Here is a 21,334-nt window from a genome sequence, read left to right as displayed (position 1 = left end):
GGGAGGAGATAGAATCGTGAACGTAAATACAGATCAACAAGTAGTTATAAGTAATTTTGAGGAGAAGTTAAAAGCATTTACCCAAGCGGTCAATGGAAAACTTACCGAGGAGGTAGATTTCTTCATAGCGAATACAGAAATTCCTACCGATACGTTCAACGTGCTGCTGCCGAAATCTCCAAATATCCAAAATGCCGCAAAGCTCGCACACGGAATCGAAAATTTCCGGTTGAAAGCATATCCTTTCTGTGCCTGGATGGATGCTGCGTATTTGAGTAATGAGTGGATCAATCTGCTTCAGGAATATGACCTCAAGGAAGCGGAGCGTAATGTGACAATGAAACTTGATAACACGCTTCATGTCGGTGCGAGAATGGCCCATCAGCTTACCATTACTCCTGTTAGAAATAATGAAGAACTCATGAACTACAAAGAGGTTTTTATGAGCCTATTTGAGGGTACATCGGAGAAGGATGCGTTAAAAGCGTATTTTGATAACTTTTCCTATGAAGCCTTAGGCTCAGAGATTCAAATGTTTATCGGCAGCGTAGGGGAAAATACGGTATCCACCGGTTTATTAATAGAAGCCAAAGATAGCTACGGCATCTATGACGTAATGACAAGGGAAGGGTATAGAGGCAGAGGATACGGCAGTGAAATGTTCCAATTCCTTCTAAACCAAACAACAGATAAACATAAACCGGTTGTATTACAGGCTTCTCAGGATGGGAAAAATATCTATAAGCGCTTCGGATTTATGGAAATCGGAGAAATGATTGTATTTCAATAATGGAGGAAGATCGCTGTGACAGAATCGTTTAACAAATCCTTTCCCTACCCAACAAGAACGGCATTCATTATAATGAACAGATCTAACCTTGGATCGGAGCGAAATAGATGGACGCGAACAGCATAATTTCCAATATTGTCGACAGTTTGAAGCAAATAAATGGAGTAAGCGCCATTGTACTTGGTGGCTCCAGAGCTAGGGGGAGTGACACCCCTACTTCCGATATCGATGTTGGAATTTATTACCATTCGGAAGAGGAATTGGATCTAGCCCGGCTTCGTCAGGCTGCTGTATTCCTTGATGATGATCATAGGGAAAACCTAATAACAGGCATAGGGGAATGGGGACCTTGGATTAATGGCGGCGGTTGGCTGCAGGTGGAGCAAACCCCGGTTGATCTTTTATTTCGCGATTACCATAAAGTGTCTCAGGTCACGGAGCAGTGTGTTAAGGGAGATATTACGATAGATTATCAGCCAGGGCATCCGCATGGTTTCGTCAACTCCATTTATTTGGCCGAAATTGCATTGTGCAAAGTTTTATGGGACCCTTCCGGAGCTATCGCAGAGCTGAAACGTAAGACGGCACCCTACCCGACATTGTTTCAAAAAGCGATGATCCAAAATTTTTTCTGGGAAGTCGGCTTTTCTGTGGATAACGGATGGAAAGGAATCTATAAACAAGATTTGTCCTATATCGCCGGGTGTTGCTTCAGGGCAGTAGCATGCTTGAACCAAGTTTTGTTTGCCATTAACGAAACCTATCTTATGAACGAAAAGGGAGCAACGGCCATAGCCGATTCATTTAACATAGTACCCGGCAGCTACTCAAGCAGAGTTAATGAAATTTTCACCTTAATTTCAGAAGATCCTGATGGCTTAGCCAAAGCTTTGACCATGCTGCGTGATTTGATTCAAGAAACAGATCATCTTTTGAAGTCCAAATCGATCTTGAGCTAACGTTGACGTTGTTTGATAATCCCACCCCGGTGATTCGTTATCATTAAGTGGATAAAAATGGTTCGGCATATCCACCTAAAGTCGGTTTGGAAGGTGATATAGTGGATAAAGTTCATGGGGAAAAAAATATCGTATTTATAGGCATGGCGGGATGCGGAAAAAGCACCATCGGCGTCTTGATTGCGAAAGCACTGGATATGGCATTTATAGATACAGATCATATCATGGAGCACAAATTCGGCAAGCGGCTGTGGCAAATCCTTGAAGACATCGGCAGTAAAGAATTTATTATTCAAGAATCTGAAGTGATTTGTTCGCTTGATTGCACAAATTCCATTATATCTACAGGTGGAAGCGCGGTATATTCGGATAAAGCCATGAGCTTTCTGAAGCAAAATGCAGATATCCTGTTTATTGATCTCTCCTATCCGAATATAAAAAAACGGCTTGAGAACACGGACATACAAAGCCGCGGGATCGTGATAGATCAAGGGAAAACCATGTTGGATGTATACAATGAAAGAAATGGATTATACAGAAAATATGCTGATTATACGATTGATGCCAATGATAAATCTATCGAAGAGTTGGTAGCAGAAATTACTGGCATATTTACGGGCAGCACAATCGATGTAGAGGAAGCTAACTAACATTAAAAGTCGCATGTCAATGCGGCTTTTTTCTTTTTTATTAAAAGAAGAACATTACTCACGCTATATACAAGAAAGTTGAATATTGCTTGCGATGGTATTCCGATCTATGTTGAAGCTATCTGTACGCGAGACATTACTTATGTTACTTCGGTACAGCATTCATCAATAGAGGAGAAGATCATTTATGAAACATACTAGCTTGAAGGCTGGAATTATCGGAGCGGGGAATATTTTCATATCGGCTCACGCCCCGGCCTTAGCCGGTCACCCGGAGGTCGAGCTCGTCGCATTGTGTGACATCAATTTAGAAAGAGCCAGGCAGCGTGCGGCAGAGCTTGGAATCAATAATGTATATGAGGATTACAGGGAGCTTCTGAAGTCCCATCCTGATTTGGATTTCGTAGATATTTGTACGCCCAATGCGTATCACAGTGAGATAGCGATTGCAGCGCTTGCTCAGGGTATCCATGTTTTTTGTGAAAAGCCGGATGCCGTAACACCGGAAGAGGCTGAGCATATGGCGCAAACAGCACGCGATAGCGGTAAAATTTTGATGGCAATGCGGAACAACCGGTTCCGGCCGTCGGTGCAATTTTTGCACAAATATATTACAGGCGGGCATGCGGGCGACATTTATACGGGACGATGCGGCTGGGTGCGCCGACGGGGAATTCCGGGCAAGGGAGGGTGGTTTACGACCAAAGCCTTGTCCGGGGGCGGACCGTTGATCGACCTCGGCGTACATTTTATCGATGTAGCTGTATGGCTGATGGGGAACCCGCGTCCAGTGTCCGTAACCGGCGCGGCTTACAACAAGTTCGCTTCATCCACGATCAGCGATTCGGTGCACAGCCAGTTCGGAGAAGCTCAGGCGGAAGGAATCTTCGATGTCGAGGATCTTGCTTCCGGTTTCATTCGATTTGATAACGGATCAGCCTTGCAAATCGAATTCAGCTGGGCCTCCAATGTAGAGGAGGAGATGAGCTTCGTCGAGCTGCGCGGCACGAAGGCAGGACTCTCCTACAAACGCGGTGAAGCCAAAGTGTTTACAGAAGTAGAGGGGACGCTGGTCGATCTGCTGCCGAAGCTCCCGAAGGACGGTAACGGACATAAGGAGCATTTGTATCATTTTATTGATTGTATCCAAGGTCGAGCCAAGCCGCTGAACACGCCGCAGGATGGAGTGGACATGATAAAGATTTTATCTGCTATATACGAGTCGGCGAGAACCGGAGCAGAAGTGAGGCTGTAGCGGCGGCATAATTGGAATAGAAGGATGTGTTTAAATCAAGATGCCATTAATTGAAAACGGATTGCTGTTTCATAATGTGACAGCATTAGAAAAAGTTCCTCATTTCGGAGGGACTCATCTATGCCGCTTCCCGCAAGCAGTGCGGCATTCACTTGGCGAACGTGGCAAATTCATTGCCGAGGAATCAACAGGCTGCGAAATCCGTTTTGTCACGACGGCATCCAATGTTCGGCTTTCTCTGATAGCTCCCGAACAAGAAGGGGAAGTGGCCGTGTACAAAGGAGGGATACTTCACTCGTCACACCGGTTACAGGCAGGAGTTCCCCATACACTCCACTTGGAGGAGCCTGCGAGACTAAGTGCAATCCCAAGGGGACAGCTGCTGTCTTCGGGCTTTGCGCCGGAGGTATGGAGAATTATCTTCGGCCGATCGGCCGGTATTTTGCTTCACCTGAATACGTTCGGTCATCCGGTACGTGCGCCGAGACCTGATGAAACACCGAGTCTGAGATGGATCGCCTACGGGTCCTCCATCACACATGGTCTCTCAAGCTATCCGCTATCCTACATCGATCAAGCGGCGCGACGGCTGCAGGCTGACGTATTGAACAAAGGGATGAGCGGCTCATGCCTGTGCGAGAAGGAGATGGCTGACTTTCTTGTCGACCAGCAGGACTGGGATGTGATGACACTTGAACTGGGAGTGAACATGCGGGACCGGTTCACGCCGGAGGCCTTTGCCGAACGCTCCGAATATCTGCTGCACCGTGTCGTGAAGCACCACCCGGATAAGCCGGTGTTTATCATCACAGTGTATCCTAACTTCGCCACTCAATCCGACCTTCAAGCAGGGGATCGGGAGCGGCAGTATAATGAAATTTTGCATCAGCAGGTAGCTCTTCTGCGGCATCCTCATTTATACTTACTAGATGGGGCTGCCATCATGCAGGATTACTCATCGTTATCGTGCGACATGATTCATCCCGGACCCTATGGACATATGCTCATGGGGGAACGATTGGCTGGCTTGATGAGACTGGTATTACAACAATATCGATAAGTCATCACATAATCATGCAGGTAAATCTACACTTAACCCTAAAACACGGTCATAGGAGAGATGCGCTTTGCAGAAAAAATGGTTGTACCGCTTTATTTTATCTTACATCCCGATTTTTTTTGCGGTCATCTTCTGCTTGATGCTGCTATTTTTCCTCGGTGTTAACGAATGGACGAAGAAGCAATCGTTGAATGCTTACCATGTATATTCACAGCAAGTTATGCATATTGTCGACTCCACATTGCAAAATATCGATACACTGGCCAGTAAAAATTTGCTGCTGAATCCGAAGGTAGCCGCATATTTCGAAAATACGGGGGAGCAATCCCCCTATTCGTATTATGGTGTAACGGAGGTGCTGCTCGACTTTGTAGCTCCTCTGCCGATGATCGATTCCATTTACTTATACCGTGCAACCGACGGCAAAATATTGATGCAGCAATTCTCGTCGGATCTCAACGAGTTCGGGGACCAGGAATTTATTGAGCAAGCGGTGAAAAGCACGAAACCGATTACGTGGAGCGGCGTTAGGCCGTTATCGCTATATCAATCGGAGGAGCGGCAGCGCACTGTTGTATCCTTGGTGAAAAAAATGCCGTACTACTCGGGTGACCAAGGATTGATAGTCATCAATATCCACTCCGGATCCTTGCAAGCACTGGTGAAGGAAATGTACGCAGGAGCCGGCGGGGGAGGCGCTGCATGTTTGGCCGATGCAAGCGGGAATAGCCTGGAGGGCCCTGGCCGCGTATGCGGTGCTAAGACTTCTTCATCCGCTAATGAGGGGGAGGTTACGCTGGTTTCGCCTTATACCGGCTGGAGCCTGTATATGAGCATTCAGCAGGGGAGCTGGTTTTCGTTAATGTCCACGTTCTCGTACATCTGGTTCGTGCTTGGCCTCATCGCCATTGCCGGCGGAATCGGCGCGATGACTTACATCAGCCACAGGCACTATCGGCCAATCGATCAGGTACTAAGCCGTATCGTCACCTTTACGGAGAAAAAGACGGGACAGGTCCCTCAAGCCAGTGTGAAGGATGAGTTTGCCTTTATTGATCACGCTCTGGTTAGCTTAATCGAGCAATCGAATCAATTCGAAGAACAGCAGGCTGAGGGAATTCTGTACAGGCGTACGATGCTGTTCAAAGATTTGATGGAAGGCTCCAGGCACGTTACCAAGGAAGAGCTTCATCGGGAATCCGCACTATTGGGGCTGGATGCCCCGTTTGATTATGTCGTTGCAGCTATCGTGGAGATGGATGCATATGCCGGGTTTGTATCCAGGTATTCCTCCAGGGACCAGCTGCTGTTCAAATTTACGCTGCGCAGTGCGATTCAGGAAATAGCCGAGGAGGAAGGCGAATTCCTATGGACGGAATGGCTGAGTACTAACCGGCTCGGGCTCTTATATCGAAAAGCGGGCAGCGGGGGAGAGCGGCACATGGTTGTGAAAGTAACTGAGCTGGCCGAAAGGGCCCGTGCATGGGTGGAAGCTTATCTGAAGTTTACCGTAACATTCGGTATCGGCACGACGGTCAAGGATCCCAAGGACATTGCCACGTCGTTCCGGCAAGCGGGGAAGGCGCTTGAACGCAAAATATCGTTAGGTGCCAATAAAGTAGTCGTATATGACCTGCAATGGGACTCGTTAGCTGAAGGAACAGGTGTAGATACGTTAGTGCAGGAGCTGCAGGAGACCGCACAATTGTTCCGGTTGGGCAACCCGGATTGGAAGCTGTTAATGAATCAGGCGTTTCAAGCTATAGCGGCAGGAATCTATTCCCGTGAGGATGTCACGGGGATGCTCCGCTTGTTCAAAGGGCAGCTGAAACGCGAAATGCAGGAGCTGCCGCCCGAGCTCCTGGATGTGTGGAAGGCGGATGGGCTGCCCCGCATTCAGGAGCTGCCCGAAGACCCGGAATGGATCGGGGAGACGCAGAGCCTGCTGCCGGAGCTGCTGGGCAGCGTAGAGCGGAAGCTCCACGGCCTGCGTATAAACCGGGAGCAATACACGCTTGCCTCACGGGTTCGGGAGTACGTGATGGAGCATTATGCCAGCAGCGACTTGTCGCTGTCTCAGGTCAGTGATGCGCTGAATATGAACCAGAAGACGCTGAGCCGAACTTTTAAAGAGGAATTCGGAGAGAAATTCGTTGATTATTTAGCTAAGGTCAGGCTAGAACAAGCCAAAAAACAACTGATTGAAACATCGGAACCGGTCCAGGTCATCGCTGAGAAAGTTGGATATCTATACCCGATGTCTTTCATCCGTGTGTTCAAGAAGGTCGAAGGAATAACTCCGGGCGATTACCGTAAGGAGCACGGCCAGCGAACGGAAGATTCAAGCTTATGACAGTAAAACGTGACCCGTCAGCATAGAGCAAATTGGAGCGGCAACCAGCACCTGGCCGCCCATGGGCCTGGCTGACGGGTTTTTTCGTTATTGCAGCCGTATACAAGAAAGATGAATATTGCCGTATACCGCCTTCAAAAGGTAAGGTGATCTCAGCAAGAGAGGCGGGCAAGCGCTCGCCGCATTAACAGCCGGGAAGGAGGTACACATATGAATAACCAGCAAGCCTGGGAAGCAGGACTCCAAGAGAAGCATGCTGCCCGGCGTCGCCCCTTATGGAGCAGCAGACGATTTCGCCAAAACGTACCGCTGTGGCTGATGTTTCTGCCTGTCGCCGTCTTTTATGTGCTTTTCAAGTACACCCCTATGCTTGGCCTTGTCATAGCCTTCAAAAACTATACGTTCTATGAAGGCATCTGGGGCAGCCAATGGGTAGGCTTCGATAACTTCAGCAATTTATTCACACAGGCCCAGTCGGTTCAAATTATCCGCAATACGCTCTTGCTGAGCGTGCTGTCTGTTTTCGTCGGCTTCCCGTTTCCGATCGCACTCGCTATCATGCTGAACGAGGTTCGTAAAATGTGGTTTAAACGCACGATTCAGACACTGGTGTATTTGCCGCATTTTTTCTCCTGGGTGGTCGTCGGAGGAATCGTCATCACTTTGTTCTCGCAAACGGGTATGCTGAATGCGCTTGTAACGAAGCTTTTGGGAGAGCCTTACGCTTTTTTGTTCCATGAATGGTCGTGGATCACGATCTTCTTAGGCTCCGGTATCTGGAAGGAAGCGGGCTTCAGCGCCATCATTTATTTGGCTGCTCTTACAGTCATCGATCCGAGCTTATACGAAGCGGCCAGCATCGACGGTGCGGGGAAATGGAAGCAGATGTGGCATGTGACGCTGCCGGGTATAAGTCCGACGATAATCGTCATGCTGATCTTGGCTATGGGCCGTGTAATGGAGGTCGGCTTCGATCAGGTCTACGTATTGCAAAATTCGATTGTCGCCAATATTTCCGAGGTCATTAGCACGTTCATCTATCAAGCAGGCTTACAGGGCGGTCAATTCAGCCTTACAGCGGCGCTCGGCCTGTTCGAATCGCTGGTTGGGCTGGTGCTTGTCGTGCTGACGAACGCCATCGCAAGGCGCTTCAACAAACAGCTGTGGTGAAAGGAGGGTTTGCACCCATGCGCAGTTCATTTTCGGAACAATTATTTTATGGCATTAACTATATGGTATTGGCTGCTGCCGGTTTACTGTGTTTTTTGCCTCTCGTTCACCTTGCGTCCCTATCCTTGAGCGGCAAAGATCCCGTCATGTCCGGGTTCGTTACGCTGTGGCCGATGGAGTTCACCTTCGAATCCTACACGATGCTGTTCAAAGGGACGCCGGTTGTGAGAGCTTTTGCCAATAATGTCTTAATAACGGTAGTAGGCGTTGCATTGAGTATGATGTTTACGGTTTTTGCCGCCCATCCGCTTTCTAGAAAAGCTTTCTACGGCCGACGCTTCATCACGCTTGCCATCGTTTTCACAATGCTGTTCCAGGGAGGGTTGATTCCGACGTATCTGGTCATCAAGCAGCTAGGGCTGATCGATTCTTACGGGGCGCTTTGGCTGCCGGGGCTGATCAGTACATTTAATATGCTCATCATGCGCAGCTTCTTCGAGAATATTCCCGAGGAGCTGGATGAAGCCGCTCGAATGGACGGCTGCGGGGAGTGGCGCTTGCTGATCCGGATTATTCTCCCGCTGTCGCTTCCTATGCTGGCAACGATAGCTTTATTTTACGGCGTTCAATATTGGAATTCATTTTTCAATGTGCTTATCTATTTGAACAGTCCAGAAAAATACAATCTAACCGTACTGATTCAACAGATGGTGCGCAGTCAAACGATTTTGCAGGAAATTAACAGCATGAACCAGCAGGAAGTCCCTAATATTACCCCCGAGGGCATGAAGGCAGCAGGCATCATGATCATCATTATCCCGATGCTGCTTGTCTATCCGCTGCTCCAAAAGTATTTTGTCAAAGGGGTGATGATTGGCGCAGTCAAAGGATAACGCTATACAATGGCAGGCCTATAGTTGTCAAAATCATGTACAATACAATGGGGAGGTCGAGATTTCATGATAAAACATAAGGTCGCATGGAAGCGCGCCTATGGCACCGTGCTGGCGCTTTCGTTAATTGCAGCCGGCTGTGAAGGCGGCAGCCAAGGGACAAGTTCTGCGGACACCGGCGGGAACGCTGCGGAGGAGCCTGCAAAGCGCGGATCGATTACCGTATCCCTGTATGACCGGGGCAGCGTACCGGCGGATGAAGGAACGATGGACAATAACCGCTGGACCAAATGGGTCAATGAAAACGGTCCGGTTGATGTCAAATACGTTACGGTGCCGCGGTTTGAATCGCTTCAAAAATTTAATGTCATGTTTGCATCGGGAACGGCTCCTGATTTAATCCTTGAATTCGATACCGCTTATCAGGGACAGCTGTACAGCCAAAAGCAGCTGATGCCCCTAGACGATCTCATTGCCAAGCACAGCAAGGAATATAAGCAAATGCTGGAGAAATACCCGGCCATCAAAAAAGCCGGTACCATGCCCGACGGCAAAATGTACCTGCTTGGACGTCCGATGCAATTCGCACCGCAGCATTATCTATTTATCCGGGCGGATTGGTTGAAAAAACTTAATCTGCAAGTGCCGAGGACGCCGGAGGAATTGCTTGAAACGGCAAAGGCTTTCGCAGCCAAGGACCCGGACGGCAACGGCAAAGCGGATACACAAGGCATAGGACTAAGCTTCGTATCCGGCATCATCCTCAATCATATGTTTGGAACGGGCTTCACGCTTTTCGGCACAGGGCAATATCCATGGATACTGGAGCATGATAAGGTCGTACACGATTGGGACCGGCTGAAGGCATCGCTGGAATTTCAGAAGCAAATCTACGACGCGGGTATTACGGACAAGGATTTCGTTACGGACAAGAACGGGGAGAAGCAGAAGCAGGCGTGGATAACCGGCAAGCTGGGCATCTACGGAGGCAATGGCGCGGATGTAAAAACCTACGAAGCTCTGAAGAAAAACGTACCGGATGCTGAAGTTATCCCGATTGAGCTACCGAAAACGGCTTTCGGGCAATACAGCCCGATGCTCTCCACACCGATCCAAATGACAGGGATGGTCAATGCTGCAGCGAAGGATCCATTGGCTGTGGTCAAAATGATCGATTTAATGGCAAGCGAGAAGTATACGGGCACGATTATGAACGGCATCGAAGGGGTTCATCATAAGATAGGGGCAAATGGATGCCCGGAGCCGATCGACGCGGAGAAGAACAAGAAGGAGCTTGGCTACGCCGGCGATATGAACATGCTGGCACCGCTGCTCGGCAAGTGCTACGGCCTGGAAAATAAATCAAATCCGACCCCAGCCGAGAAGGATATGATTCAAATTGTCAATATGGCCAAAAAAGCGTACATGGACCCGAGCAAGCCGATGGTAGGGATCACCCACAGCAGCTATTTGCCCAATCTTCCGCAGGATTTGGCACCGATCAATGCCAACGCCAACAAGACGATCATCGATCTGGCCGTCAAATCGATCGTGAGCGGCAAGTCGTACACGGTAGACCAGTTTATCCAGGAGGCCAAGGCTGCTTGGGATAAGGCGGGAGGCGCCAAGGTCGATGCGTTCTACAGCAAATGGTACGAGGAGAACAAGGACAAGGCTATCCTGATGAAGGATCTGTACCAAATGGAAGCCAAATAGCATTCCGGTTGTATCCGGACAGGGAGCGCCTTGAGTTCGTTTCGGGCGCTTTCCTTATATCCTGAGAGGAGATGAGAGGCAGTATGAATCGCAAAACATTCAACGATGCCCGCGACCGATTTTTCGGCCTTCGCTTCGGTATGTTTATTCATTGGGGACTGTATGCTATCCCTGCCTGGCATGAGCAGCTGCTTTGGCGAGGGAATATGAAACGAAAGGATTACGAGCAGCTGATACATCAGTTCGATCCGGTGAATTATGATCCGGAGGCTTGGCTGGACGCGGCCGTGGCGGCCGGGATGCAGTACGTTTGCTTCACGGCGAAGCATCACGACGGGTTTTGCATGTGGGACACATCGTTGACATCCTACAACATCATGAATACCCCCTATGGCAGGGACGTGCTTGCCATGCTGGCGGAGGCTTGCCGGAAGAGGAACATGCCCCTGAGCCTCTATTACTCTTGTCCGGATTGGCATCATCCTCATTATCCGAATGCAGGACGACACCATGAAATGTTCGGACCGCGTCCCGGTGATGAACCGGATATAAATAAGTATTATGAATATGTCACCGCGCAGATTCAGGAGCTGTTGACCGGATACGGTCCGATTTATCAATGGTTCTGGGACATCAACGTCGCCGAGTATCATAATCCGGCTATCAATAACCTGATTCGTTCGCTGCAGCCCGGAATCCTCATTAATAATCGCGGGCCGGGAGAAGGCGATTACAGCACGCCGGAGAGGCATGTACCGGAGGGAGGAGCTTTTCACACGCCAACCGAGGCCTGCCAATCGTTGGGACGGGAAAGCTGGGGCTATCGTGAGGAAGAAGACTATTATAGCCACAAATTTTTAATGCAAAGCATGGATAAGGTGCTCGCCATGGGCGGTAATTATTTATTGAACGTCGGTCCGAGAGCTGACGGTTCATTGGAACCTGGCAGCGTTAAAACTCTCCATGCTATAGGCTCTTGGTATAAGTCAGTCAAGGAGGCGTTTATCGATGCGGAACCTGCTTCCCATATGGGGCGTGACGAAATTGTATCGTCTGATGAAGTGCACCATGTCGTGACAAGGGATCACGTACTGCTAACCCGCAAAGGCAACGATCTCTACGTTCATGTATACAAGGATTTGCAAAGCGACTGCATCGTCCTGCGCCCATTGGATAAATTGCCGAAGCGGGCAGTCCTTCTGAATAACGGCCAGGACCTTCAATGCAGCGTCGAGCTGCTGCCCTGGTACTGGAAGGAAAAGCCTTACCTGCGTATCAAAAATATCCCTGTCAACGAAATGACTGGGACTGTCATGGTCATACGGCTTGAGTTCGACGAATCGGCGGTCGATTAGCCGGAAATGGACGATATACACGAAAATTGAATATTGTTTTTAAACCCTGACTGGCCGTATTCTATGCACGAATCGCATGAATCGAAAGGGGTGGAACAATGATTTTACGATTTTGGAAGTCTCGGATTGTATGCGCTTTCTTAATTACTGCTCTTGCAGCCTGCTCGATGAGTCCCTTTACTGCAAGCAAAGCATTGGCTGCCGAAGGCGAGCTGTTAACTGACACGTTCGATGAGGTCCCGCTCGGCCAAAAGCCACCGTCCTGGAGCGGCAACCCGCCTGCGGCTGCTTCACCTGCACCGAACCCATATATTACGAAGGCGGTTGTAGAAGAGCTGGAGGGACATCCCGGACGGCTGCTGCACATGCAGAAAAACGGGAAATCCACTGCAACCTATCAGCTGGAACGGATGCTGCCCGAACCTGCTGCGATCAAATCCGTCATGACCTACAGGGTGCGTCCGGAGCAGACCGATGCGGTCCTTTATTTACCTTCGCCGAAAAGCGGGACTACGGCGATAGCGAAGTTTGCTCTTAATAACGGCCAATTCGCGTACATGAAAAAAGGAGCCTCTAGCTGGACGAACATTCAGCCTCACGACCGCGATATTTGGTATGAGGTCAAGCTTGCTCTGAATGCTGAAGCCGGCACCTTCGATTTGTACATCGATAACGAGCTGCAGCTTGCCCACGAACCGATGGCGGAAGGCAGCCCATTCACCTCCTTTTACATTGGCATTTATAAGGATAGCATCGGTGGCGTATATTACGATGATTTCCATGTGAATGCCTATAAGCCGACTGTAAGCGCTTCGTTCCCGCAGGCTATCTATACGATTGCCGCCGGGTCGAACGAAAAGCTGCCTCTTGTGTTTGAGCCGGCCGATGCCACAGATCAGACGGCCGTTTGGACAACGAACAATCCTTCTGTCGCTACCGTTTCGACTGGCGGCATCGTTACGGGGATTGCCGATGGGGAAGCGATCATCACGGCCGCTCCTTCAGAGAGCATTCCCCCGGTAAGTGTAACCGTCCAGGTGTATGAAGTACCGGTAACGGGTATCGTAGTCACGCCCCCGGCCTCAACCGTCCCCGTTGGCAGCCGGCTGCTGCTTCAGGCTTCCATTACGCCTGACAACAGCACGAACAAGAAGCTGACCTGGATTTCGGATGATCCGCATGTGGCTTCCGTAGACCACTACGGGGAAGTTACAGGCCTCCATGAGGGAAGCACCAAGGTGTATGCGGTCAGCGCGGATGGTTCCGTACGCGGAGAAGCCGTCATTACCGTCATTGAACGCACCGTCCAGTATCAGCTTTACGTGTCTCCAAGCGGCAATGATGCCAATTCGGGTACTCTGACCGAACCGTTTCAAACTTTGGCCAGAGCCCAAGAGGCCGTCAGGGTACGAAATGGGACGATGAGCGGCGATATCGTAGTGAACCTGAGAGAAGGAACGTACGTGCTTCCGGAAACACTGCGATTTGGTCCGGACGACTCGGGGAAGAACGGGTATTTCGTCACTTACCGCAGCTACCCCGGGGAGCAGGCGGTCATCAGTGGAGGACGTACTGTTACCGGATGGACTCTTGAAGATGATTCAAGACAAATATTCAAAGCTTACGTCGGCACCGAATTCCAGACCAGACAGCTATTTGTCAATGGGGTTCGCGCCGTTCGTGCGCGAAGCGAAGGCGGATTAACGAATGCGGTCAAAACGTCGTACGGCTACACTTCGGATGATACCGTCATTGCCAGTTGGCGTCATCCTGATGACTTGGAATTCGTTTATAACGAAATTTGGACGAATCCGAGAGCAAATGTTGCGTCCGTTACGGTCAAGAACGGTAAAGCGGACATCTTCATGGAGGAGCCGGGCTGGACTGCGGTGACTAACAAAGGGATGACCTCGGCTACGGTTCCCGTTCACTATGAGAATGCTTATGAATTATTGAATGAAGCCGGCGAGTGGTATCTCGACCGGGCAGAAGGGACGCTGTACTATAAGCCGCGTCCTTGGGAAGAGCTTTCTGAAGCAAACGTCGTGGCGCCGGTGCTGGAACAGCTAATGACTATACGGGGCGATTCGGCGAATGAGCCGGTAAGAAATCTGCAGTTCGAGGGACTGCATTTTATGTACACGACTTGGATGCGTCCCAGCACCAGCGCAGGCCATGCAGACGCGCAAAATAATTACTTGCGGTATCCCGGTACGCCGGACACTTTGGCTGATGCAGCCGTCATGGTTCAGCTTGCCAATACGGTGAACTTTGAGAGGAATCATTTTGCGAAGCTTGGTATTACAGCGCTGCGCATGGACAACGGGGTTCAGAACAGTCTTATAAGGGGCAATGAGTTTTATGATATATCAGGCGGTGCGGTCAACATAGGACAGCCCGATTCCAACGACCGTGAAGTGTTCAATCCGGCAGATCACCGTAAAGTGATGAAAAATAACGATATCCTGAACAACCTGATTCATGATATCGGAATTGACTACAAGTCGGCTGCCGCGATTTCCGCAGGATATCCGGAGGATATGGATATTAGCCATAATGAAATCTATAGCATTCCGTACAGCGGGACCCATATCGGCTACGGATGGGCCAAAGCATTCGATCCTGTTACCAAAAACGTCAAGATCCAGAACAATCTGATCTACGATTTGATGGGAAAGGGGCTTCGTGACGGCGGCGCCATTTACAGTCTAGGGGTAACGGGTGCTTCACCGGCGAACAAAAACCTCGTATCAGGCAATTACATCCGCAATCAAATGGACGCGAACGGAGCGCTGTATGCGGACGAGGCCTCGGCGTACTGGAGGTATGAGAATAACGTCATTGACCTCAAAGATACTCCCCCTTGGCATTCGCCGAAGCGCTGGGCGCTTGTGTGGACCAAGACCATCCATGATCTGGATTTCTATAATAACTATACAACTGGAGAGGATTTCACTAATAACGGTAACAACGTCACATTCGAGAATACGCATGCCTATCCGAATGCAGATTGGCCTGCCGAGGCTCGGAAAATTATTGCCAATGCAGGACTGCAGCCGGAGTATGCAGCACTTGCCGACAGCAAGGTAAGCCATTGGTCAACGGAAGCGGTCAATTTAAACATTGGAGAGAGCGGCAAAATCCGGATAGTGTCAAAGAACGGTAAGGATGAGACGGTGACCCAGAGCAAGAGCAAAGTGTACTACACCTCCGCCAACCCGGCCGTAGCTCAAGTGGATGAAGACGGGAACGTAACAGGGATTGCTGCAGGCAGTACCAAGGTCCGGCTTTCTATTATTAATGGAACCATCCTTCGAACGCTGGATGCTGATGTCTATGTAGGAGATACTTTGTCTGAGCTTCGGTTGGAGGGTCAAGTCGGCAAGGTTATCTATGTAAAGGAAGGAGCCTCCATTAAGCTGGAAGGATACGGAAGTACTGCCTTCGGAAATAAAATCAAGCTGGATCCAATTATTTACCGCACAAGTGTGCCCGAAATAGCATCGGTCTCACCTGATGGAGTGCTTGCCGCCCATCGGGCCGGCTCCGCCGTCCTGACGTTGCAGGGTGAGTTCCTAGGCATGCGGTCGGAGAGCCATGTGCTGATAAAAGTGTGGAATTACGAGACCAAGGATGATTATGTGCTGCGCAGTGAGCTGAGTCAGGCGGAGCCGTGGTATGTAAGCTCAACCGGCAGCGGAGGGAAGGGGACGGATGGACAGTATATTACCGTATCTACTCCCGGCGGTCATGCGGTGTATCAAGGCCGCACGTTCCAGAACGAAATGCTTGATTTTCGACTCAAGATTAACGGCACGGGAAGCTGGTATGCGCTGATGTTCGGCAACCAGGATAAGGAGAGAGGCTACAGCAATGGCAGCTCCTATCTCGTTACGGTTAGCGCAGGGGCACTGGAGCTGCAGCGGTTTAATGAGGGCGCAAGAACAGTCATCTACGGAAACATTGCAGGCTACACCAGTCTGGGTGGGGATGCGGTGCCTAACACGATGCTTCCATTAAATGAAGAGCATCGGGTTCAGCTCGGCTCCTTCGAGGAAGCGAACGGGGTACGGCTGATCCTGAAGGTCGATGGCAAGGAGGTATTCAACTACTTGGATACGGCAGAAAATGCGTTAAGAGGGCCGGGTTATTTCGGTCTCGTTTCCCGAACAGGCAGCATAACCGTAGGCCGTGGAGACACGGGATCGGCCCCTGTGGTGGCAGTAGCTATCGAAGGATTACCCGGAACCATACAAGCAGGGGCTTACGTCCCGTCCGTGGTCAAAGCAGTATACGACAATGGGGAAAGCGGGAGGCTGTCACCGGAAAGCGGCGTTAGGTGGAGCAGCCGATATGCGAATGTAGCCGCCGTTAACGTAGAAGGCTTAGTCACAGCTATAAGTCCGGGTTCAACTGTCATCGTCGCTACATACCAGTCGGTATCCGGCTCCTATCCGTTAACGGTCACCGGTTCACACGATAAGACCGCTCCGCTCACGTCGGATAATGCGCCAGCAGGTTGGGCGAAGTCGGACGTGGTAGTGCAGCTGACAGCGCAGGATACGGATTCCGGCGTTGCAGAAACTTATTATTCCATCGACGGGGGAGAAGCTTTGAAGGGCTCCACAGTGCATGTGACTGAGGAAGGTATCCATAATCTCCAATATTGGAGCATCGACAAGGCAGGTAACCGGGAGACGCCGAAGAAAGCTGTGATTCGAATCGATAAAACCGCTCCTGCGCTTCAGCTCCAATTATCGGAAACCGTCCTCGTCCCGGCAAACCATCGTTTGGTTACGGTAACGGCGGAGACCTATGCACAAGATGGGGGCTCCGGTGTAGCTAGTGTTGTCCTTCTCTCCATCGTCAGCAATGAGCCGGATGACGGCATCGGTGACGGCAGCACCTCTAATGATATTCAGGATGCAGAGTGGAATACTCCGGATAGCCATTTCTTGCTTCGTGCGGAAAGAGCAGGCAGCGGATCGGGCAGAGTTTATACCGTAACCTATTTGGCAGCGGACGAAGCGGGTAACCGGACGACAGCTTCGGCCAATGTCATCGTACCGCATGATAATCATAAGCAGAAATGAGAAGGAACGATACAGGATAAGGGAGTTATTACTATGAGCTTTTTGGAAAGAAAGATATCGGATCTGCATGCATACAATCCGGAGCTGACAGCTCCGGACGATCTGGACTTATTCTGGAGCCGGACGTTACATCAGGCAGCCAGCCAGGGGACTATACCCTGTGAGAGGCGTCACACGCTTACCAGCATGCGTGGAGTCGATGCTTATCGTGTGTCGTTTCAAGGGTACGATCTTACACCTATTACCGGCTGGTACCTAGTGCCGACTCTTTGGAATGAGGGGCGCTACCCCTGCGTTATTCATTTCCACGGCTATGCCGGGAACAGCGGGCTGCCGGAGAGCTATGCTCCCTGGCTCCTTGCGGGAATAGCTGTATTCGCAATCGACCTGCGGGGACAATCCGGCGGGACCGGGGATCTGCTGCCGCAAGCCGGCGGCATGACCAAAGGCTGGATCACGAAAGGCATCGAGGATAAGGATACCTGTTATTATAAGGCTTTGGTGGCGGATTGCTTGCGAGCAGTAGACTGGGCGGCGGAGCAGCCGGAGACCGACCCGGCACGGATCGGTGTAGCGGGGGTTAGTCAAGGGGGAGGTTTAGCGATGATTGTGAGTGCGCTTAGCCGCAAGCCCTCCTTTGCAATAGCGGACATTCCCAATATGTGCCATATGGATTGGGGAATCTTTCATTCTACGGGGTCGCTGACCGAAGCGGCCGATTATGTCTCGCGTTATCCCGAACGGCTGAAGAGGGTTATGCGAACACTCAGCTATTTCGATAACATGAATCTGGCCGAACGGATCGACATTCCGATCCTCGTTTCGGTAAGCCTGAAAGACACGGTATGCATGCCGGAGACCGTATTTGCTGCATACAACCGTATCCGCTCCGAGAAGCAGCTGCATATTTATCCATTTAGGGGACATTCCACATGGGAGAAGCATCTAAGAAAGGTACTTGAATTTGCCCTAACAAAGGTTGGGAAGTTGCCAAATAATACAACTCAAGAAGAGTCATAAGCGGATCTCGTACAAAATATGTTTTGGAGAAGCGGCAGCCCTGTAAGGCTGCTTTTCCTTTGCCATAGGAAAACAAGATGGAAGGTATTCCCATTAAGAATGAAGTGAGATAAACTATCAGAAGAAAAGGACTAATTCTGTGGAGGGCGATAGGGTGGAAGTCAGGCAAATGGCAACAGCTTTCTTGATAAATCAAGAGCATGTTCTAATGATGAAGAAGGCTCGCAGCAAGATATTTAATTTCGAATTTTGGGGAGGCATTGGCGGACATCTTGAATACGAAGAGTTGAACCACCCGATGAAAGCAAGCTATAGGGAAATAGAAGAGGAAACCGGCTTCAAAAAGGATGAAATTAAAAATTTCACTCTGAAATATATATTGATAGAAAATAGCATCGACGAAATCAGGCAGCAATATGTTTATTTTGGAGAGACCACACACAGAAGCTTTACTCCCTCGGATGAGGGAGAATTATTTTGGATTCACAAGAACGAGCTATTAAACTTAAAAACTTCAAAAGCTATCCGGTTCACCATTCAACATTATTTGGAAAATCCTGCAGAAAATCAAATTGTTGTAGGGACCGTAACGGAGAGCAATGAACAGCTTCCAACCATCCAATGGTCAATTGCTAAACCCACTTTATCTTTCTAGTTATAGTTAACATTAAAGTTCTGTTAAAGGTAAATGTTGATATTGAATCTTATTAATGTTGATAGCAATTAGAAATTGAGGTTATTTTATGAATGAATATCGTGAAATAATTAAGAACTTAATTCAACTATATCTTCTAACGAAGAACTCAGGCGAAGAAATCATCAATGAGATTGCATTAAACTTGTATAATGAAGAGAATTATCATTTATTCGAAAGGGATACATTTTATAAGTTGCCTGTTGTAATAAGAGATATAATACTTGTAATTAACTTAGATACAGAACTGAATATGCAAGGTATTTTGGGCTTCTTAGAGAATTCAACAGGATTTTTCTTAGATGATACTATAGAAACTTTACAACGAATAAAGGCAAAAGAAGATTACGAAATACTGAAGGGAATAAAGTCTATCCTGGAACAAAACAATGTATCGACAAAGGATTTAAGAAATAATGTTGATAATCAAATGGAATACTCTATAACTACTTTTTCTGAAACTCACAGCTCTAAATATGATGATATGGTATCAAAAATTATTGAAGTAGCTGATAAACTTTATCTTTATGACGGGGATAGAAACTTATTTGATTACCTTATAAAATACGTTGATACAAACAAAAACAATTTAATAGGAGAGCTTAATAAATAAGTAGAATGCTTATGATTTTTAGGGGAACTTCCTTGAAGATAAGACGGGAATCAAATTTAATTGATTCCAATTTATTTTTATGGCTATGCTAGAGCATGTTGTTGATATTTGATAATTACGAACACTTGTTCTATAATTAGGGTAACACTTTGGTTCGGAGATGATTGCCCATGGAATTAAAGGAATTGAAGAGGCTTGCTAATGCATTGGATGATAGCGGGAAGAGAGAGCTTATTTACTTTTTGCAGTCTCGAACTAAGGGGATGGAGGCTCCAGTACGAGCGATAGATGAAATTCAAGAGCAGAAGCATAAAGATGGGCTTGTTTGTCCGCATTGCAAAGTTCATTCAGTTGTGCGGTTCGGCAAATACTTATACCCCTCTACAAAGAACCCGAAGACCTCACCTCTGGGTACGATTCATTGAATGTATGATTGAGGGCTACTCGCTAAGGAAATGTGCTGAGCAGTTGCATGACGAGGTAACTCACGTAACCTTGTTTTACTGGAGGCATAAAATTCTTTCTGCCCTTAAGCAGATTCCAACCGAAGCATTTCAGGGAATCGTGGAAATGGATGAAACATATTTCTTGTTCTCTGAAAAGGGCAAAAGGAATATCACCGAACGCAAGCCTCGTAAACGCGGTGGCAAAGCCAAGTATCGTGACATCAGCAATGACCAAGTTTGTGTATTAGTTGCCCGCGACCGTCAGAAGACGACTTACTCAGGCGTTCTTGGGCGTGGACGTATTCGAACAACGAAATTGGATGAAGCTATTGGTAGCCATTTATCAAATACAAACGTGCTTTGCACCGATTCGTGGAGAGCATTCAGTTCATACGCGAATGCGAAAGGCTTGAATCATTACCGTTTCAAATCCGATGGGAAACAGCGTGTGAAAGGCGTATACCATATCCAAAACGTTAACAGCTACCACAGCCGTTTGAAGAAATGGATGGACCGCTTTAATGGTGTTGCTACAAAGTATTTGCAGAATTATATGGCGTGGTTTCGTTACTTAGATAGCAAGGAATATGAAAATACGTCGTCGAACAAGAAACAAATGTTGGTCGAATCTTGCCTTTTTAATGTGTCGGACACGAACACTGAACTTCGACTTACAGCTTTTTCGGGCTGAACGGGCAGGTTAGCTCAAAAAATTTGGATGCCCCTGACAGAAAGCCATAAGATGCAGATCAAGAAAAGGAGTGTTATATTCGATGGAACAGATTACTCTTCACCAATCCCAGAATTCCGATGTTGAGACAATTGCTAATTTACGGGCAATTGTACTACGTGACGATTTAACGAGATTAGGAAGATTTAATGAAGAGAAGGTTCGCCAACGCTTTCGTGACGCATTTGACCCAGTTCATACATGGATCATTAATGCAGATTCTTCCTTTATTGGTTGCATAGCTTTTAAACCGATATTAGATGGGTATCTTTTGGAACACTTTTATATTCATCCCGATTACCAAGGTAAAGGCATTGGAAGTCAGGTATTAGACTATCTTCTTAAACAAGATTATGTAATAGGAAAACGGGTGACATTAAATGTCCTTCAAGGAAGCCCTGCTCAACGTCTTTATGAACGGTTTGGTTTTAAAGTGGATAGCGAGGATACCATAGACATTTACATGTCTATGGTAGTAGAATTGAATACCAATAATGAAACTGAGTAGCATCACGCTTTTTACGAAACTTCTCAAAA

At 48.5% G+C, this 21,334-nt stretch carries 15 protein-coding genes and 1 pseudogene; all 16 read left to right on the top strand.

Annotated elements, in window-relative coordinates:
• Positions 1-16 precede the first annotated feature (16 nt).
• The 16 genes and pseudogenes from B1728_RS17655 to B1728_RS17580 all read left to right on the top strand — a co-directional run bounded on the left by B1728_RS17655 (position 17) and on the right by B1728_RS17580 (position 21,305).
• A complete protein-coding gene (locus B1728_RS17655; RefSeq protein ID WP_079911617.1) occupies positions 17-790 on the top strand; it encodes a GNAT family N-acetyltransferase in 774 nt (257 codons plus the stop codon).
• A gap of 107 nt (positions 791-897) precedes the next feature.
• Positions 898-1,749 (top strand): nucleotidyltransferase domain-containing protein, encoded by an 852-nt coding sequence (locus tag B1728_RS17650; protein ID WP_079911616.1) that lies wholly within the window; start codon positions 898-900, stop codon positions 1,747-1,749.
• 101 nt (positions 1,750-1,850) lie between these two features.
• Positions 1,851-2,399 (top strand): shikimate kinase, encoded by a 549-nt coding sequence (locus tag B1728_RS17645; RefSeq protein WP_079911615.1) that lies wholly within the window; start codon positions 1,851-1,853, stop codon positions 2,397-2,399.
• 187 nt (positions 2,400-2,586) lie between these two features.
• Entirely contained in the window at positions 2,587-3,654 is a 1,068-nt protein-coding gene (locus B1728_RS17640; RefSeq protein ID WP_079911614.1) for a Gfo/Idh/MocA family protein, read from the top strand.
• A gap of 40 nt (positions 3,655-3,694) precedes the next feature.
• Positions 3,695-4,714, top strand: coding sequence for an SGNH/GDSL hydrolase family protein (locus tag B1728_RS17635; protein ID WP_079911612.1), 1,020 nt, complete (start codon positions 3,695-3,697; stop codon positions 4,712-4,714).
• 67 nt (positions 4,715-4,781) lie between these two features.
• The gene (locus B1728_RS17630; RefSeq protein ID WP_079911610.1) at positions 4,782-7,067 is read left to right on the top strand and encodes a helix-turn-helix domain-containing protein; all 2,286 of its coding nucleotides are present in this window, start codon (positions 4,782-4,784) and stop codon (positions 7,065-7,067) included.
• Between the two features lie 210 nt (positions 7,068-7,277).
• Positions 7,278-8,237 carry an ABC transporter permease subunit gene (locus B1728_RS17625; RefSeq protein WP_079911609.1) on the top strand — a complete coding sequence of 320 codons (960 nt, stop codon included), beginning with the start codon at positions 7,278-7,280 and terminating at the stop codon, positions 8,235-8,237.
• A 17-nt stretch (positions 8,238-8,254) separates the two neighbouring features.
• On the top strand, positions 8,255-9,130 hold the full coding sequence (locus B1728_RS17620; protein WP_079911608.1) for a carbohydrate ABC transporter permease: 876 nt from the start codon (positions 8,255-8,257) through the stop codon (positions 9,128-9,130).
• Positions 9,131-9,196: 66 nt separating this feature from the next.
• Positions 9,197-10,846: an extracellular solute-binding protein gene (locus B1728_RS17615; RefSeq protein ID WP_079911607.1), complete on the top strand. Its 1,650-nt coding sequence runs from the start codon at positions 9,197-9,199 to the stop codon at positions 10,844-10,846.
• 83 nt (positions 10,847-10,929) lie between these two features.
• On the top strand, positions 10,930-12,201 hold the full coding sequence (locus B1728_RS17610) for an alpha-L-fucosidase (protein ID WP_079911606.1): 1,272 nt from the start codon (positions 10,930-10,932) through the stop codon (positions 12,199-12,201).
• A 98-nt stretch (positions 12,202-12,299) separates the two neighbouring features.
• Positions 12,300-17,294: an Ig-like domain-containing protein gene (locus B1728_RS17605; RefSeq protein ID WP_079911605.1), complete on the top strand. Its 4,995-nt coding sequence runs from the start codon at positions 12,300-12,302 to the stop codon at positions 17,292-17,294.
• Between the two features lie 33 nt (positions 17,295-17,327).
• Positions 17,328-18,314 (top strand): acetylxylan esterase, encoded by a 987-nt coding sequence (locus B1728_RS17600; protein WP_079911604.1) that lies wholly within the window; start codon positions 17,328-17,330, stop codon positions 18,312-18,314.
• Between the two features lie 154 nt (positions 18,315-18,468).
• Positions 18,469-18,969: an NUDIX domain-containing protein gene (locus B1728_RS17595; RefSeq protein WP_256865400.1), complete on the top strand. Its 501-nt coding sequence runs from the start codon at positions 18,469-18,471 to the stop codon at positions 18,967-18,969.
• 88 nt (positions 18,970-19,057) lie between these two features.
• Positions 19,058-19,621, top strand: a complete 564-nt coding sequence (locus B1728_RS17590; protein WP_079911603.1) for a DMP19 family protein — start codon at positions 19,058-19,060, stop codon at positions 19,619-19,621.
• A 170-nt stretch (positions 19,622-19,791) separates the two neighbouring features.
• Positions 19,792-20,758, top strand: a pseudogene (locus B1728_RS17585) (IS1595 family transposase).
• An 82-nt stretch (positions 20,759-20,840) separates the two neighbouring features.
• The gene (locus B1728_RS17580) at positions 20,841-21,305 is read left to right on the top strand and encodes a GNAT family N-acetyltransferase (protein WP_079911601.1); all 465 of its coding nucleotides are present in this window, start codon (positions 20,841-20,843) and stop codon (positions 21,303-21,305) included.
• Positions 21,306-21,334: the final 29 nt, after the last annotated feature.

Source organism: Paenibacillus sp. 32352 (assembly GCF_002042965.1).
GTDB lineage: Bacteria > Bacillota > Bacilli > Paenibacillales > NBRC-103111 > Paenibacillus_S > Paenibacillus_S vulneris.
The sequence above is the reverse complement of the archived record's forward strand: the minus strand, read 5'-3'. Positions and strand labels throughout refer to the sequence as shown.

Excerpts from the sequence above, each read along its gene's own strand:
- B1728_RS17650 (WP_079911616.1), top strand. The coding sequence starts at position 898 with ATGGACGCGAACAGCATAATTTCCAATATTGTCGACAGTTTGAAGCAA.
- B1728_RS17600 (WP_079911604.1), top strand. The coding sequence starts at position 17,328 with ATGAGCTTTTTGGAAAGAAAGATATCGGATCTGCATGCATACAATCCG.
- B1728_RS17620 (WP_079911608.1), top strand. The coding sequence starts at position 8,255 with ATGCGCAGTTCATTTTCGGAACAATTATTTTATGGCATTAACTATATG.
- B1728_RS17615 (WP_079911607.1), top strand. The coding sequence starts at position 9,197 with ATGATAAAACATAAGGTCGCATGGAAGCGCGCCTATGGCACCGTGCTG.
- B1728_RS17580 (WP_079911601.1), top strand. The coding sequence starts at position 20,841 with ATGGAACAGATTACTCTTCACCAATCCCAGAATTCCGATGTTGAGACA.
- B1728_RS17640 (WP_079911614.1), top strand. The coding sequence starts at position 2,587 with ATGAAACATACTAGCTTGAAGGCTGGAATTATCGGAGCGGGGAATATT.
- B1728_RS17605 (WP_079911605.1), top strand. The coding sequence starts at position 12,300 with ATGATTTTACGATTTTGGAAGTCTCGGATTGTATGCGCTTTCTTAATT.
- B1728_RS17590 (WP_079911603.1), top strand. The coding sequence starts at position 19,058 with ATGAATGAATATCGTGAAATAATTAAGAACTTAATTCAACTATATCTT.
- B1728_RS17610 (WP_079911606.1), top strand. The coding sequence starts at position 10,930 with ATGAATCGCAAAACATTCAACGATGCCCGCGACCGATTTTTCGGCCTT.
- B1728_RS17635 (WP_079911612.1), top strand. The coding sequence starts at position 3,695 with ATGCCATTAATTGAAAACGGATTGCTGTTTCATAATGTGACAGCATTA.
- B1728_RS17625 (WP_079911609.1), top strand. The coding sequence starts at position 7,278 with ATGAATAACCAGCAAGCCTGGGAAGCAGGACTCCAAGAGAAGCATGCT.